General features: G+C 60.4%; 14 protein-coding genes. 5 read left to right on the top strand and 9 right to left on the bottom strand.

Going from position 1 to position 15,335, the window contains the following annotated elements:
• Nucleotides 1-66: 66 nt before the first annotated feature.
• From IM764_RS01280 to IM764_RS01260, 5 genes are all read right to left on the bottom strand, one after another.
• On the bottom strand, nt 67-306 hold the full coding sequence (locus tag IM764_RS01280) for a hypothetical protein (RefSeq protein ID WP_194186615.1): 240 nt from the start codon (nt 304-306) through the stop codon (nt 67-69).
• Nucleotides 307-386: 80 nt separating this feature from the next.
• Entirely contained in the window at nt 387-1,307 is a 921-nt protein-coding gene (locus IM764_RS01275) for a hypothetical protein (RefSeq protein ID WP_194186614.1), read from the bottom strand.
• Between the two features lie 88 nt (nt 1,308-1,395).
• A complete protein-coding gene (locus IM764_RS01270; RefSeq protein ID WP_194186613.1) occupies nt 1,396-1,785 on the bottom strand; it encodes a hypothetical protein in 390 nt (129 codons plus the stop codon).
• Complete coding sequence (locus IM764_RS01265) at nt 1,782-2,183, bottom strand: ImmA/IrrE family metallo-endopeptidase (protein WP_228073196.1); 402 nt, start codon at nt 2,181-2,183, stop codon at nt 1,782-1,784. Before IM764_RS01265 ends, IM764_RS01270 begins: the two co-directional genes overlap by 4 nt.
• Nucleotides 2,167-2,478: a hypothetical protein gene (locus IM764_RS01260; RefSeq protein WP_194186612.1), complete on the bottom strand. Its 312-nt coding sequence runs from the start codon at nt 2,476-2,478 to the stop codon at nt 2,167-2,169. Before IM764_RS01260 ends, IM764_RS01265 begins: the two co-directional genes overlap by 17 nt.
• An 895-nt stretch (nt 2,479-3,373) precedes the next feature.
• On the opposite strand from IM764_RS01260, the gene IM764_RS01255 reads away from it, so the two are divergent.
• The 3 genes from IM764_RS01255 to IM764_RS01245 all read left to right on the top strand — a co-directional run bounded on the left by IM764_RS01255 (nt 3,374) and on the right by IM764_RS01245 (nt 6,559).
• Nucleotides 3,374-5,245, top strand: a complete 1,872-nt coding sequence (locus tag IM764_RS01255) for a BCCT family transporter (RefSeq protein ID WP_194186611.1) — start codon at nt 3,374-3,376, stop codon at nt 5,243-5,245.
• A gap of 124 nt (nt 5,246-5,369) precedes the next feature.
• Entirely contained in the window at nt 5,370-6,227 is an 858-nt protein-coding gene (locus IM764_RS01250; RefSeq protein ID WP_194186610.1) for a 3-hydroxybutyryl-CoA dehydrogenase, read from the top strand.
• 125 nt (nt 6,228-6,352) lie between these two features.
• A complete protein-coding gene (locus IM764_RS01245) occupies nt 6,353-6,559 on the top strand; it encodes a CsbD family protein (RefSeq protein ID WP_194186609.1) in 207 nt (68 codons plus the stop codon).
• A gap of 113 nt (nt 6,560-6,672) precedes the next feature.
• Here the strand turns inward: IM764_RS01245 and IM764_RS01240 are convergent, their stop codons facing one another.
• The 4 genes from IM764_RS01240 to IM764_RS01225 form a co-directional block, all read right to left on the bottom strand.
• Nucleotides 6,673-8,040 carry an aspartate aminotransferase family protein gene (locus tag IM764_RS01240; RefSeq protein WP_370551510.1) on the bottom strand — a complete coding sequence of 456 codons (1,368 nt, stop codon included), beginning with the start codon at nt 8,038-8,040 and terminating at the stop codon, nt 6,673-6,675.
• Between the two features lie 111 nt (nt 8,041-8,151).
• Nucleotides 8,152-10,110, bottom strand: a complete 1,959-nt coding sequence (locus IM764_RS01235; RefSeq protein WP_194186607.1) for an ABC transporter ATP-binding protein — start codon at nt 10,108-10,110, stop codon at nt 8,152-8,154.
• A gap of 35 nt (nt 10,111-10,145) precedes the next feature.
• A complete protein-coding gene (locus IM764_RS01230; protein ID WP_194186606.1) occupies nt 10,146-11,354 on the bottom strand; it encodes a MalY/PatB family protein in 1,209 nt (402 codons plus the stop codon).
• A complete protein-coding gene (locus IM764_RS01225) occupies nt 11,347-12,849 on the bottom strand; it encodes a carboxylesterase family protein (RefSeq protein ID WP_194186605.1) in 1,503 nt (500 codons plus the stop codon). The genes IM764_RS01230 and IM764_RS01225 overlap by 8 nt, the downstream gene beginning before the upstream one ends.
• A 41-nt stretch (nt 12,850-12,890) precedes the next feature.
• On the opposite strand from IM764_RS01225, the gene IM764_RS01220 reads away from it, so the two are divergent.
• Nucleotides 12,891-15,017, top strand: a complete 2,127-nt coding sequence (locus IM764_RS01220) for a M3 family metallopeptidase (RefSeq protein WP_194186604.1) — start codon at nt 12,891-12,893, stop codon at nt 15,015-15,017.
• A gap of 15 nt (nt 15,018-15,032) precedes the next feature.
• A complete protein-coding gene (locus tag IM764_RS01215; protein WP_194186603.1) occupies nt 15,033-15,290 on the top strand; it encodes a hypothetical protein in 258 nt (85 codons plus the stop codon).
• Nucleotides 15,291-15,335: the final 45 nt, after the last annotated feature.

The raw sequence follows: 15,335 nt of genomic DNA, 5'->3' as shown, positions 1-15,335 counted from the left end.
GCGCACCCGCGCCACCGGCATCTCGCCTAGGCTTCCAAGGTTCCGCGCCGTGTGCTCCCGCGCCGACTATGTATTAACCCGCGTCGCTGAGCCTGCCCACTCATCCACCAAAGCCTGCACCGTCACCGTGCCTAGCGGTGGATCGACCCACCGGCCAGAATTCAATGCCTGCTCCTGATCGGCCAGCCATGCCTTCGCCTCGCGCTGTACAGCGAAAGTCTTAGAATGCTGCCTACCCGCAGGATCCCGGTACCGGGCCACCCACCGGGGCTTGCCAGCCTTCGTGGTGCGTTTCTGCACACTCATATAGACTTCTCCTTGTTCCTACGTCTAGGGGACAACTTGCCCCTCCCAGCCACGCAACGGCCAGGAGGGGCTTCTTTTCGTTAGTTCAGCATTTCGGCGCACTCATCTGGTGTGTTCCCGCCCTGGATGCAGTTGTTCCAGTCGATCTGTCCCTGAACCCAGGGGGAGGGCTGCTGAGGAGACGGCTGCTGGGGGTAGCCACCCGGATACATCTCGTCGTAAGCAGGATCGCCGCCGAGGTTCTGCGAGGTACAATCAGCCGGATTATCGACAAACGCATCAGTGCCTGGACACTGGTACCCATCGCCTGGTGAGTTGAACACCGGATCTGGCTGTGGCGTTTCAACCTGAGTTGGAACCTGCTGCTCCGGCTCAGTCTGGCCCATCGCGTATCCCGGCACCTCGCCAGATCCGTCTTCTAGCTTCAACTTCGACATATCGAACTCATACGTGTTCTCATCCCACATTGTCGAGAATTGAATCTTCTCTAGGCCTGGCTTAACCGCCATGGTCAGCTCACCCTTGCGGGTCAGTCCAGGGTCTACCGGATTATCTAGGTTTTGGTCGACACCGAGATCGTCGCAGTCATATGCAATCCCTGGTTCTGCAGCAACGCCGTCCTTGGTGACTCCCTGAAAATCAGTTTCTTCAAGGCTGAAATTGCTCAGGCTGCTCACAACTTCGAACTTGCCGGAGACTGTGAGGTATTGCGTCCCCTCAGGATCCATCGACTCCATGTCTGGGAAGGAAACTCCATGGGGGCAGGTCTTGGTGAGCTTGATGTCATCGAAGGTCACTTTGACCTCGCACGGGCCGCCACCGTTGCAGTTCTCGATAGTGATTTCTTCACCAAGATTCAGAGGCTTTACTGCATTCTGAGCGGGTGATTCCGATTGCGGAAGGCTGCTTGGAGCAGGTTCGGTTTCAGTTTCCTGCCCGCACGCGCCGAGGGTTAGGGCAGGAATGGCTGCGAGGGCGAGGAGGGCTTTTCGTGTGTTCATGCGACTTCATCTTTCATGAGGTGTGGGTGGTACTAGCAGTGAGTTTCGACTGTTTTGCGGTTTTGTAGCTCTTGGTTGAAGCCACTAACTACACCACTCCTGCATCCTTGGCTGTCTGGTAGTCGAACTTGATGCCTAGCTGTTCCTTGTACCCGTCCTCTAACCACGGGAAATAGCCGGGTTCCCCCTCCGTGCAAGTGGGGGTTAAGTCCATGTTGATTGCCATTAGCTGGGATCGGATTATTTCTGCCCGCTCTAAGCTATCTGAAGCCGTTTTAGCTGCGCGGCCTCCTGCTGCCGAGTACACGAAGCCGGGATCATCCACTTGCATCTTTTTGCACGCGTATTTGCCTAGCGCCTCATCACGTTGCGCTTCGCTTTGGAAGTCGGTAGGCGTTTCGCTTTGAGTGGCGGTGCACGCGCCTAAGAGCATTGTGGAAACCGTGATTGACATGAGGGCGACTTTTCGTGTGTTCATGCTGCATATTCTTTCACGAGGTTCGGGTGCTGCTGCAGGTATGTGCAGAGCAGCTTAGGGGTTACTTCAAGGTCTAGGGCGAGGCTACGGAGGTCGTTGCCGCGCCACGGTGCGAGGTGCAGCAGACCAGCTTCGCTGATCAACAGTTTCGCGGCGAACCTGTCTGCTCTTGTTTCTTGACGCTGATCGAAATGTCCATTCGATGTGCGCTCGTCGCGGTACATCGCATGTCCGATTTCGTGGGCCAGCGTGGACTTATAATCCCCCACCGCCATGCCACGGCGAGTGGAAATCGTACGGAGACTCGGGGAGTACCAACCCTTCTTCCCCTCGTCATGGTGGGTGAGGGTCACGCCCAGGAGGTGGGCCATGTCCTGCAGATCATGGATCGAGATCATCCAGCGTGCCACCCACTTCCTCACTATCGTCCGCCGCCGCATCCGGCGGCATACCGTCACCATCCCACACAGGCGAGACAGGCTTGCCGGGAAATTCGAACACTGCAGCGCCCTCGTTCAGATCCACTACATCGCTGTCATCTGTGGCGGTGAATAGGTGGCGAGCTTCCGGGTCGGAGCGGCGGTTGACCTCCTCAAGCAGCTGCCGGTTCGTGGCCTTGGGGAGCACGAGGTTCACGCCGGGGGTTTCCACCTCGTGCGGGTAGACGTAGCCGGTCTCCACGAGTCCTTCCACCGCGGGGTGATCGTAAGCACGGCAGAGACCATTGACGACCTCGGGGCTCTTTTTACTTTGGCAATGGAGACGCTGGCAGGTTGGCTGTCGTGGGATCGTAATGGGCGCGAGGGAGCGCCCCCCTACTGTGCCTGACCGGCTGGGAGAGCACCTGCCGTGGCCATCCAAAGTTTCCTATGGATTGCGCACTCTCAGCGCGCCTGTCTGCTGTGTAAGCGTTGAAAAGCGAAGAATAGCGCCCCTCTTGGGCTGGCCGTATGGCTGGTTTGAGAGGGGCGTTTTTCTGTGTCCTGGAGTGGTTGCCGTGCGGTGTGTGGTTGGTGGATTTAGCGTTGGTGGTGGCCACTTCCCCCGAAAGGCCGCGTAACGGAGACCCATGCTGTGGTTGAGCCACCTTCGGCTCCCCGGTGGGGGTTTCCTGATGTCCGGATTGGCTGGGCGATCCCGCAAAAATCCCGCACGAGGTCACGCAGCCACAAAAACCGCCACAATTCACGCAATCGCCACAACGCTCTGACGATCGACTGACCTGCAGAAACACTTAACCCCCAGGTCCATGCGGATCCCAGGGGCTTCAGTGCTGACGTTTCAAGAGGAGAAAAATGACCGTTCGTGAATTGCTTCCTTTCTGTTGACCAGTGATGACTACGTTAAGGCGAGAATCTTGAAAGAAGCTGTGACCGCTCTGACAGGTCATTAGAGGTTCACTTGTGGTTGTTCCTATATGCGGGTTAAGAAATCCTCAAAAAAGATGTGTGCAAACAGGCAAAGATGTCTCGGGGCGTAGGTAACGTGGCCTGAGTACAGGGAAATGAACTTTCCACCACTACAAGACACCGCAGGCTCAGCCAGCACTGCGACCTGCAGGAACTTCTAGAAAGGATGTTGGTTTGCCATGGGCTCGAACTCGCCCGGCACCACGCCAAGTAAGTCCACGCCACACGCTGCGGATGCAGCGAAGGCTGGCGCCGAAAATAAAGAAGAGAAAAAGAACGGCAAGGTAGACCCGACCATCTTCGGGTTGGCCGCAGGATTCATCGTCCTGTTCGTGGCCGCCACCATCATCTTCCCGGACCAAGCGGCCAGCGGCTTGGGCAACGTCTCGGACTGGTTGCTCACGAACCTGAACTGGCTGTACGTCGGTGGTGTCTCCATCGCATTCCTGTTCTTGGTCTTCCTGTTCGTCAGTGGATACGGCCGCATGCGCTTGGGCCAGGATGGCGAACGCCCAGAGCACTCCACGCCGTCCTGGTTCGCCATGCTCTTCGCCGGCGGGCTGGGCTCCGTGCTCATGTTCTGGGGCGTGGCCGAGCCGCTCAACCACATGACCAACGTGCCGATGCAGGACGCGGAACCGGGCTCGCTCCCCGCCATCCGCGAGGCCATCGGCTTCACCATGTTCCACTTCGGCCTGCACATGTGGGTGATCTTTGCTCTGCCCGGCCTGGGCATGGGTTACTTCATCTACAAGCGCAACCTGCCGCCACGCCTGTCCTCGATCTTCTCGCCGATTCTGGGCGGAGCGATTTACAAGTGGCCAGGCAAGGTCATCGATGCGCTGTCCATCGTGGGCACCGTGTTCGGTATCGCCGTGTCCGTGGGCCTGGGCGTGCTGCAGATCAACTCCGGCATGGCGAAGGTCTTCGGAGCGCCGACCGTGGCGTGGATGCAGATCGCGATCATCGTGGTGATCGTGGGCGTGTCCTGCCTGTCCGTGGCCGCTGGTTTGGAAAAGGGCATTAAGTTGCTCTCCAATATCAACGTGTTGATGGCGGCAGCTTTGATGCTGTTCGTGCTGGCTGTGGGACCGACCCTGTTCTTGCTGCGCGGCACGCTGGATTCCGTGTCCATCTACGCGGAGTGGCTGCCAAAGCTGATGTTCTGGTCAGACTCCATGGAGGTCAACCCGGGTTGGCAGGGCATGTGGACGGTCTTCTACTTCGCGTGGACCATCTGCTGGTCGCCATTCATGGGCATGTTCGCCGCCCGTATCTCCCGCGGACGCACGGTCCGTGAGTTCGTCGGTGGTGTGCTGGTAGCGCCCACCTTGTTCACCATCATTTGGTTTGCCATCTTTGGCTTTGCTGGCGTGCACATCGAGCGCGAGGATCCAGGTTCGCTGACCAACCCGGTTGTCCACGAAGGTGACACAGCATTCGCCTTGTTCGGCTTCCTGGATTACTTCCCTCTGAGCACGTTTACCTCCATCGTTGCGCTGATTGTGGTGGCCATCTTCTTCGTCACCTCCATTGACTCCGCCGCGCTGATTAATGACATGTTCGCCGCTGGCGAGGAGGACAAGACCCCCACGTACTACCGCGTGGGCTGGGCCATCGCCATCGGTGCGGTGGCAGGAGCGATCCTGGTCATGTCTCCAGACGCCGGCATTACGGCGTTGCAGGAGACCGTGATCATCATTGGGTTCCCGTTCTTCTTGGTCTTCTTCGTGATGATGTATTCGCTGGTCCGCGGTATGTCGGACGACATGCAGTACCGTCCCGAGCCAAACACCCGCGAGTGGGGTAAGGCGGATTCTGCGGAGAAGCTGGAGATGTATGAGTCCAAGCCAGCCCCTGGTTATGACGAAGAGGGCAACGAACTGCCTCGCTTCGAATATGACGAAGAGGGCAACCTGATCATCCCCGGCAACGTACGCGTTGAAGGTGACCTCGGTGTGGTGGGTCAAGTTACGGACGATACGGAGGGATTAACCGATAGTTCTGTCGGCGGTGAGTCTCAGGAGAGCTCTACGGAGGAAAAGTCTTAGCCGTTCAGAGAGTGCGCGAGCCTTAAGGAAAACTCACATAAGTGAGGGGAGTCTCCCCATCTTCCTTAACTCGCAACTAGGCTAGATATGGATAAATCACATCCCCAACAAATAAGGAGTGACAATGGTTCAGCGCGTAGGTGTTATCGGTGCAGGTCTTATGGGTTCCGGAATCGCAGAGGTTGCAGCCAAGGCTGGCAGTGACGTTCTGGTCTGGGACGCCAAGCAGGAGTTTGCCGACGCAGGCAAGGGTCGCATCGAGAAGTCCCTCAGCAAGGCTGTTGAGCGTGGCAAGCTCAGCGAAGAGGATCGCGACGCAGCGCTTGGTCGCCTGACCTTCACCACTGAGCTGAAGGACTTCGCTGACCGCGAGATCGTTATCGAAGCGGTCATCGAGAACGAAGAGGTCAAGAAGGACGTCTTCTCTCAGCTGGATGAGATCGTGGAAGATCCCAAGGCAGCATTGTGCTCCAACACGTCTTCGCTGCCTATCCAGACGATTGCGTCGGCAACGAAGAAACCTGGCCGCGTGATCGGCCTGCACTTCTTCAACCCCGTCCCTGTCCTGCCACTGGTCGAGGTCATCCCCGCGCTGACCACCGATGAAGAGGTCATCGCGCGCGCAGAGGGCTACGCGACCGAGACCCTGGGCAAGACGGCCGTGCGCGCTAAGGACCGTTCCGGCTTCATCGTGAACTTCCTGCTGGTGCCTTACATGCTCTCCGCAGTACGCATGGTGGAGCAGGGCGTGGCTACTCCAGAAGACATCGATACCGGCATGAAGCTGGGTGCTTCCCACCCAATGGGTCCATTGACCCTGGCGGACATGGTTGGCCTAGATACCTGCGCCTTCATCGCTGACGTGATGTACAAGGAGTACGGCGATCCCTCTTACGCATGCCCCCCACTGCTGCGCCGCATGGTGACTGCAGGCCACACTGGACGTAAGTCCGGCAAGGGCTTCTACGACTACTCCAAGTAGGAAGGTGCCAGTAATCTGTCACTTTCCTGGCAGTTTGCAGGCTACATAGCTTCGGTTTGCTTTTTCGCTACGATCGAAAGAGCAAGCCCCCTCGCAGGGGTCACAAAGGCAAAAGGAGAAGCTTTATGTCTACTGATGAACTGAAGAACAAGGCTGAAGGTCTGGGCGGCAAGGCTAAGGAAGCTGCTGGCTCCGCAACGGGCAACGAGCAGCTGGAGAACGAAGGCCGCGCTGACCAGACCGTAGCTGGTGCCAAGGAGAAGGCTAACGAAGCCAAGAACAAGATCGCCGATGGCGTGAACAAGGTTCTGGGCGACGCAGGCGAGAAGTAAGAACTTCTACTCCTTGTAGAATTCTCGCACTGAGCACAAAAGGAGGGCCGAGGTGAAAACCTCGACCCTCCTTTCTTTGTGCCTAAATGCGGCTATTGAATCGCAAGTATTGACTACAGAGCGGCGTCTGCCTTGTCGATGGCGCTATCCAGCACATCGAGGAAGAATTGCAGCTCAGCAGCGGAAGAGGTCAGCGGAGGAGCGATGTGCACGCGGTGGCCGGAGACCATTGGCCACACACCTGCTTCCTTCGCTGCCGCGCCGAGCGCGCTCATAGCCTCAGCGCCCAGCGGGGTTTTGGCCTCTTGGTCGCTCACGAATTCGAGCGCCCAGAAGAAGCCGGTGCCGCGCACGTTGCCCACGGACGGGTGCTTCTTTGCGATCTGGCGCAGGCGTGGCTCCAGGTAGCTGGACGACAGCTCACGCACGGTGGAGTAGATGTTCTCTAGGTCGTAGACCTTCAGCGCAGCCACGCCAGGAGCGCACGCCAGTGGGTGACCGGAGTAGGTCAATCCGCCCGGGTAAGGAGTCTCGTCGAACGTGGACTTGATGGCCTCAGTCATGACCACGCCACCCAGCGGAGCGATACCAGCGTTGACGCCCTTGGCGAACGTGATCAGGTCAGGCTGGATGTCCTCGCCGCCGTTTTCGTAGGCGAACATCCGGCCCGCGCGGCCGAAGCCAACCATGACTTCGTCGGCGATCCACAGGATGCCCTTGCGGTCGCAGATCTCGCGGATGCCCTTCAGGTAGCCCTCGGGTGGGGCGATGACTCCGGAGGAGCCAACCATGGATTCCACCATTACCGCGGCTACGTCGGACTCGAAGTCAATCGTGTCCTCGAGGTGCTGCAGCGCGCGCTCGCACTCTTCGGCCTCGGTGGTGGCGTGGAAGGCGGAACGGTAGAGGAATGGTCCCCAGAAGTGCTTGATATCGCCGTCGGTGGTGGGGTTGCCGTGGCGGCGAGCTTCGCCAGTGGCCATAATCGCGGAGCCGGTGGCGCCGTGGTAGCTGCGGTAGGCGGTCAGGATCTTGGCCTTGCCGGTGTGCTTGCGGGCCATGCGGATGGCGTGCTCCACGGCATCCGCGCCACCGTTGGTGAAGAACACGTGGGAGAAATCACCCTGTGCCTTGCGGACGATTTCCTCGGCTAGTTCGCCACGCACGTCGCTGGCGAACGCAGGGTTGAGGTTTGTGACGCGGCCCAGCTGGTTGTTTATAGCCTCGACCAGCTTGGGGTGGTCGTGCCCCAGGTTGGCGGAGACGAGCTGGGAGCCGGCGTCGAAGTAACCCTTGCCGGAGTAGTCATAAAACCACGAGCCCTGGGCCTTGGCCACGGGCAGTGGGTTGATCTTGGCTTGCGCGGACCAGCTGTGGAAGACGTGGCCGCGGTCGTTCTCACGAGTCAGCTTTTCTGCAGCCTTGGCTTCGTCAGAGCCGACGGCGATCGTCTTTCCCTGTCGATCCTCGAATTCGGTGATGGTCAATGGGAATGATTCAGTCATAGGTTCTAATTGTAGTCCTACCTGCGGTATCTTCGCCGTTGAGCCTAGTTCTGCCAGCCTGCAGGCACCTTTACGGTGCCAAGTCACCTAATTGGTGGTGGATGTGGTCTGCGAGGTTGCGCCTTGCTCGTCTTCCTTGAGTTCGACGCCAAGCTCGTCTTCATCCTCATCATCCTCAGCCCCATCGTGGAAGCCGAACCGCTTGAGCCGCTCGCGATCCGCGGCGGAGCTGGAGGCAGTCAAGCGCAGAAGCTCGGAGTAGATGCCGCCAGAGACTGCCAGTTCCGCGGGCGTGCCTACTTCTTCCACGCGTCCCTGATCCAGGGTGACGATGATGTCCACATTCGCGATCGTGGACAGCCGGTGGGCGATGACCAGCGTGGTGCGCCCCACCATGAGCTTTTCCAGACCGGCCTGGACTACGCGCTCGGCCTTGGTGTCTAGGGCGGAGGTTGCCTCGTCCAGTACCAGCACGGGAGCGTCCTTGAGCATTGCTCGAGCCACCGCGATGCGTTGTTTCTGTCCACCGGATAGGCGCAGGCCTCGTTCGCCGATGAGGGTGTCATAGCCCTGTGCGAAGTTGGAGATGAAATCGTGCGCATAGGCCTTCTTAGCCACTGCTTCGATTTCCTCCTGGGTGGCATCCGGACGGGCGTAGGCAATGTTTTCCCGGACTGTGCCGGAGAACAGTGCGGGCTCCTGGAAGACCACGCCCACGGAGCTGCGCAGCTCCGAGGCGGTGGTATCTGAGAGCTCTTGGCCACACACACGTAGCGCGCCGCTGGTGGGGGAGTAGAGCCCCAGCAGGAGGTTGACCAGCGTGGACTTACCGCCGCCGGACTCACCGACTAGAGCGATCTTTTGTCCCTTGGAGGCAGAGAAGGACACGTTGTGGATCACGGGCTCGCCCTCTATGTATTCGAAGGTGACGTCGTCGAACTCAATGACCGGTCCGGTCGCCGGCGCCTGCATACGAGGACGCACGGACGCGTTGACGTCTGCCTCGGAGATGCTCATCGCACCACCCGGACGGGAGGCATCTACCAGCACCGGGTTGGCGGACTTTTCCTCGAGCTCGTCCATGGCCTTGAAGTAATCGATGGAACCGGCAGCCGCGCGCTGGGCGGTGTCCACCAACCAGCTCATCATTTGTGCTGGCTGGCGGGCCATCACCACGAACTGCAGCAGCAGAACCATGTCGCCCAGGCTGAAGTGCCCGGTCAGCGTGCGCCAGAACAAGGTGAAGTAGATGGCGCAGAAGATCAGGTTCATGATGCCCAGACGGATGATGTCCATCATGTGCCAGTACCGCGACTGCCCGCGGGTTAGGTCCACCACGTTGCTGAAGTGCTTCTGGAACAGGCTGAGCTCGCGCAACTCGGTGACGAAGGACTTCACCACCTTCACCTGGCCTACAACCTCGGCGAAGCGGCCCTGGGCGAGGTCGATGTTGGAGTTCTTTTCCTTCTCCCACACCATCCACTTCTTGGAGGTCAGGGTGGTGAAGTAGAGGTACATCGGGAAGATGATGGCCAGCAGCAGAGCCAGCGGCCAATAGTAGGCGGCGGTGATGCCCAGAATCATCACCACTGTCAGCAACATGGAGAAGAAGTTGTTGGCAAAAGAGTTGACGAAGTCCGTCAACCCCAAAATTGATCGGTCTAGGCGGGAGATGATGGTGCCCGTGACCTGGTTGTCGTAGTAGCTCTGTGGCAAGGACAGCAGCTTGGCGTAGTAACGATCGGACAGGATCTGGCGCATCCGAGTAGACAGCACATCGCCGAACCAGCCACCCACGTTTCGCACAACCGTGCTGGTCAGCTCCACTGCCAGCAGAGCCAGAGCGATCAAAATGATGCTCTTCATGGCGGCTTCGGCAGGGGAATCGTTGCGCAACGTTTCCACGATCACATCAGTGGCTCGCCCCACCAGGAATGGCGTGGCCAGCGCCAGCAGTGCCGTGGCCACGGAGCTGATCATCACCAGCACATAGAGGGGCCACAGCTCACGGGTAAAACGAAGAATTCTGGAAAAGGCCTTGAACATACGGGCAAGCATAACTGCCACCCGGACAAGAGTTGCTACTGAAGGTTGCGCACGGCTGCGCCTATGCGGTCCAAGGCCTCATTCAGGATTTCTCGGGAGGTGGCAAAGTTCAGGCGAATGTGCCCGTCGCGCCCCAGATCAAACACCGATCCCTCGGACACAGCGACCCGCGCCGTCTCCAGCAGGGTCTTGGCCGGCTGGATCGCCAAACCGGGCACTGCGGAAACATCAATCCACAGCAGGTAGCTGGCTTGCGGGCGGATGAACGTAGCACCCGGGAGCACCTCGGGGATGCGCTCTTCCAGCAGGTCCAGGTTGCCGCTCAAGTAGGCCACTTCCTCGTCCAGCCACTCGCGGCCTTCGTTGTAGGCCGTCGCCGCAGCGATCAGGCCCAGCGTGGATGCCTCACCCGTGCCCAGGTTGTGCACGTTCGCCATCTTTTCGCGATCCGAAGGATTGGTGAAGATCATCTGCGCGCAGTGCAGGCCCGCGGTATTCCAGCCCTTGGAAGTGGCCGTTACCGTCACAGTCAGCTCCGCAGCCCTCTCACTCAAAGATGCGGTAGGTATGTGCGTGGCGCCCGGGTAGACGATCGGCGCGTGAATCTCGTCAGAGATAATTCGCACGCCGTAGGTATCCGCCAGCTCCACGATGCGGTTCAGTTCCTCTGCACGGAAAGCCCTGCCCAGAGGGTTATACGGGCTGCACAGTATCAGCGCGCCCACTGGCTGCGCGGCATCCTCGGCGGCAAATGCCTTCTCCATGGCGTCGAAATCAAAGGTCCACTCGGACTTGCCCTCGCGCTCCACAACGATCATCGGGATATGCACGGTGGGGCGGTTCGTGGAGCGCGGCACGTCGAAGAATGGGTAGTAGGACGGCAGCGGGACGACCACGGAGGAACCGGCGGGCGTGAGCTCGTCCACAGCAACGGCCACGCCCTTGACCACGTCCGGAACTACGCGCACCCACTCGGGCTGGATCTGCCAACCAAAGCGATCCTCGCTGAATGCGGCGAGCGCCTCCTCCACGGGGCGGCCGTCCCCCTTGTAGCCGAAGTACTGGCGATGCACCGCATCGCTAACAGCCTCAAGCACGGGCGGGCACGTATCGAAATCAGACTCGGCCACCCACAACGGCAGCACATCCTCTGGATACCGCGTCCACTTCATGGTGCCGCGGGCGCGCAACGTGGCGACATCGGGGACGTGCAGGGACGGGGTAGTGGGTTGCGAGTTAGACATGTTTTCTACTGTACGTTTCCAGGAAGAAGCGGCGAACAGGACCATGCGCATCCTCCACGAGGTCCTCGGCACAGGTGGACATGTCGAATTGCTTAGTCAGCCGCCCAGTATCCGGATGGAAGGTGGGCCAGTCTGGTTCGCTGCCGTGGGCAAAATCCACGATCAGATGGTGGAAACGATCCGCTAATGGCTGCAGGCGTTGCTGTGCATTGGGTCCGCAGAAGCGAGCGATGGACACGGGTGCCACGTCCAAGCAGTTAAACGCCAGCGGAATGTCCGCGCAGTGCTGGGCGTCTGTGCCGCGGGCGCGCACGTCGCCCGCACCGCCGTGGAACTCGTAGACCCAGGTGGGAGCCTGTGGGGCGTGGGCTTCCATCGTGGCCACGTCGAACTTCCGGATCGCCGCATCGCCAATCGCCCGGCCTAGTGGACGCGGTGGTTCGATGCTGTCGCAGTACTCGCGCCAGGCCTTCTTTTCTTGTTTCGACGCTGCACTCGGCACTCCCAAACTCCTCGAGAAAAGTCGGATGGCCCTGTCTGCCAGCGCTCGGGTCACGGGGTTGCCTTCGCGGTAGGCCGTGTCCAAGCGCTCTGCTACGCCCATCCGAACGAATTCGTCGCGCAGCGTGCCGATCAGCACGGGGATCGGCGGCATGTTTTCCGGGGAGTGGGGAAATAGGCCGATGGCGCAGTCATCGAAGTAGCGGCGGGCGTAGCGGGAAAATCCGTGCGCCACCTGCTCGTCAGACAAAGTGCTGACGTGCTCAAAGGACAGCGGTCCGCGCAGCGCGCGCCGGGCCATGCGGGTGCGCGCCGTCCAGGGAACGCGGGGCAGGCCTTGGGAGAGAATCACGCAGCGCTGCACCAGGTCGCGGGCGCGCGGGCTGCCCAAGGTGTAGGTGATCAGGGAGCCTCCTGCGGATTGGCCCATGGCCGTGACGTTGTGCGGGTCTCCCCCGAACGCGGAGATATTGTCCCGGATCCAGCGCAGGGCCGTGATCAAGTCTTCAACGGCGCGGTAGTAGGGCGGCTCGGGGTTTGCCTTGGAAGAATTGGCACCGAAGTCAGAAGGAAGAGGTTCGCCTTCTAACGGCAAGAATCCCTCGAAACGGTAGCGGTAGTTCACGCTGATTACGATGCACCCGGATTCCGCGAAGGCATCGCCGCGGTACCACGGGCCGTTGGCGTGGCCGGACTGGAAGCGACCGCCGTGCACAAACACGATGACTGGCAAACCAGCCTGCGGATCCACTGGGCCGGCGGGAGCGGTGACGGACAAAGTGTGGCGGCCAATGTCCGCGTGCGGTAGGCACTCCCGTACCCCGGTGAACGGCTCGGCGGGCCGCGTGGGGCTGAATTTTTCTTTCACGGTGCGCGGCGGCTCGGCGTATTCGATGGCCGACCAGTGCGAGGCCCTGGGTCCACTCCACCCGCGATACGTGCCTAGGTGGGTTGATACGTCCAACTCAGGATTCGGTTCCGGGGCAAGGCTCATGGTCTGCGATCCTAGCGGGGAGGGTGGTTACAGTGGTGACTATGGAAGATTTTGTCACCCCATCAGAACTGCCTTACGAGCTCCCGGATTTTGCCCAGATTCAGGTGGACAGTCTGGTCCCCGCGTTCCGCACTGCGTTGGCGGATCACGCTGCGGAGATCACGGCAATTTCCCAGAATCCGGAGGAGCCGACGTGGGAAAACACCTTCGAGGCTCTGGAATCAGCGGGGCAGATGCTGCACAGGGTGCTGGCGATTGTGTTCAATTATGCGGGCACGATGGCCACCCCTGAAGTGCGCGAGGTAGAGGCGACCGTCTCGCCGGAGCTGGCCGCGCATGTCAGCGACATGCTGCTCAACGAGCAGCTGTGGGAGCGAGTGCAGGCGATCCCTGCTGCTCCTGAGGGCAGCGAGGAGGAGGCTCTGCAGACGTATTGGCGTCGCCGTTTCGTGCGTGGTGGTGCGAATTTGAGCGCGCAGGAGCGCGAGGATCTTCGTGGTATCGACGCCAAACTCGCCACCCTGACCACCCAATTCGGAAGCCACCTGCAAGCCTCCACTGAGGCTTCTGCGGTGTTGTTGACGGACGAGTCCTTGCTGGGAGGCCTGGACAAGGAGACACAGCGCCGGTTTGCCGAAGACGCGGCCAGTTCCGGGCAGCAGGGCTGGTTGATTCGCCTAGGTCTGCCCAGCGTACAGCCGGTGCTGGAGGAGTTGGCCAACCCTCGGGCGCGCCAACTGGTGCATGAAGCGTCGCTGGGACGGGGCGGCGAGCAGAACCAGGAGACGCTGCTGGAGATTGTCCGCCTGCGTGCCCGGCGCGCGGAATTGCTGGGGTACGCCAATCACGCGGAATACGTCACCGAGGTGGAGACCGCGGGTTCCGTGGATGCGGTGGAGGAGCTGCTGGGGCAGCTAACGCCAGCAGCGGTGGCCAATGCGTGGGGCGAGTTCAAGCGTGCGCAGGATCAGCGGAACGTGACGCTCAGCGCTACAGAGAACGCTTCGGGGGAACACGATCAGCCGATGACCGCAGCGGACTGGCCGTACTGGTCCGCCCAGCAGCGCGCCGAGGAGCTGGACGTGGACGAGGCCGAGCTGAAGAAATACTTCGCGCTGGACCGCGTGCTGGAAGACGGCGCGTTCTTCGCCGCACAACGCTTGTACGGCATCACCGTGACTCCGCGCGATGACCTCGCTGGCTACCACGAGGACGTGCGGGTGTGGGAAGTCCGCGAGGGGGAGGATTCGCTGAACCCCGGCGCGGAGATCGGTCTGCTGCTGACGGACATGTACGCCCGCCCCACCAAGCGCGGCGGCGCGTGGATGAGCAGCTTTGTGGACCAGTCCAACCTGATCGGACAGCTGCCCGTGGTGGTCAACGTCCTGAACGTGGCCAAGCCCGCCGCGGGTGAGCAGGCACTGCTGAGCATGGACGAGGTGGCTACCGTCTTCCACGAGTTCGGGCACGCCTTGCACGGACTGCTGTCCGACGTGCGTTACCCCAGCCTGTCCGGCACTTCGGTGCCACGCGACTTCGTGGAGTTCCCCTCGCAGATCAACGAGAACTGGGCGCTGGAGCCAGACTTACTGCGCAACTATGCCAAGCACGTGGACACCGGAGAACCGCTGCCGGAGCACCTGGCAGCTGCCGTGACCAAGCAGGCGCAGTGGGGACAGGGCTTTAGCACCACGGAATTCTTGGCCGCGTGCTGGCTGGATCTGGCGTGGCACAAGCTGGATGCCCAGCAGGCAGAACAGGTCACGGACGTGGAGGAATTCGAGCGCCGAGCCTTGGAAGAGGCAGGAGTGGATATGGAGTCCGCGCTGGCTCCTCGCTACCGCTCCGCGTACTTCAACCACATCTTTGCCGGTGGCTACTCCGCGGATTACTGGAGCTACCTGTGGGCAGAAGTGCTGGATGCGGACGGCTTCCAGGCCTTCGTGGATACCGGAGCGGCTCGCGGTGGCGTCGAAAATAAAGAAGAACAAGAAACGGCGATCGATCCTGACGACGTGCGCTTCGCTGGCGACCGATTCCGTCGCATGATCCTTTCGCGCGGCGCGACCATCGATTATGACGACGCCTTCTGGATGTTCCGCGGAATGCAACGTAGCGTGGAACCACTGCTGGTGCGGCGAGGGCTGACTGGCGCCGGGGGACAGTGAGGCTAAGATTCAACGGTGATGTTTGAATGGCTGATCAACCTACCAGTGTGGTTGCAGACCCCGCTGATGGTCGCGGTGGTGCTGCTCATCGCGGCGATCGTGGGATGGGGTCTCAATGCACTGATGTGGAGGGTGATTCCGCCGAACCACGAGGAACGTGCGATGCTGGGCATTGATACCGTGCCGAATCAGCCAACTTCAGCCACAGATCCGGAGCGCATCGCGCCAGTAGTAAACACGCCGCAAGAATCCACTCCCCGAAAGGACCGCTAGAACATGAAGCACCATTCCAAGGTCCGCCAGGCACTGATCCTGCTG

It is taken from the genome of Corynebacterium sp. ED61 (genome assembly GCF_015233855.1).
Taxonomy (GTDB): Bacteria; Actinomycetota; Actinomycetes; order Mycobacteriales; family Mycobacteriaceae; genus Corynebacterium; species Corynebacterium dentalis.
Note: the sequence above shows the minus strand (reverse complement) of the source record. Positions and strands in the feature narration are given on the sequence as shown.

Coding starts and splice junctions, on each gene's coding strand:
- IM764_RS01280 (WP_194186615.1), bottom strand. CDS start 306: ATGAGTGTGCAGAAACGCACCACGAAGGCTGGCAAGCCCCGGTGGGTG.
- IM764_RS01275 (WP_194186614.1), bottom strand. CDS start 1,307: ATGAACACACGAAAAGCCCTCCTCGCCCTCGCAGCCATTCCTGCCCTA.
- IM764_RS01270 (WP_194186613.1), bottom strand. CDS start 1,785: ATGAACACACGAAAAGTCGCCCTCATGTCAATCACGGTTTCCACAATG.
- IM764_RS01265 (WP_228073196.1), bottom strand. CDS start 2,183: ATGATCTCGATCCATGATCTGCAGGACATGGCCCACCTCCTGGGCGTG.
- IM764_RS01255 (WP_194186611.1), top strand. CDS start 3,374: ATGGGCTCGAACTCGCCCGGCACCACGCCAAGTAAGTCCACGCCACAC.
- IM764_RS01250 (WP_194186610.1), top strand. CDS start 5,370: ATGGTTCAGCGCGTAGGTGTTATCGGTGCAGGTCTTATGGGTTCCGGA.
- IM764_RS01245 (WP_194186609.1), top strand. CDS start 6,353: ATGTCTACTGATGAACTGAAGAACAAGGCTGAAGGTCTGGGCGGCAAG.
- IM764_RS01235 (WP_194186607.1), bottom strand. CDS start 10,110: ATGTTCAAGGCCTTTTCCAGAATTCTTCGTTTTACCCGTGAGCTGTGG.
- IM764_RS01230 (WP_194186606.1), bottom strand. CDS start 11,354: ATGTCTAACTCGCAACCCACTACCCCGTCCCTGCACGTCCCCGATGTC.
- IM764_RS01225 (WP_194186605.1), bottom strand. CDS start 12,849: ATGAGCCTTGCCCCGGAACCGAATCCTGAGTTGGACGTATCAACCCAC.
- IM764_RS01220 (WP_194186604.1), top strand. CDS start 12,891: ATGGAAGATTTTGTCACCCCATCAGAACTGCCTTACGAGCTCCCGGAT.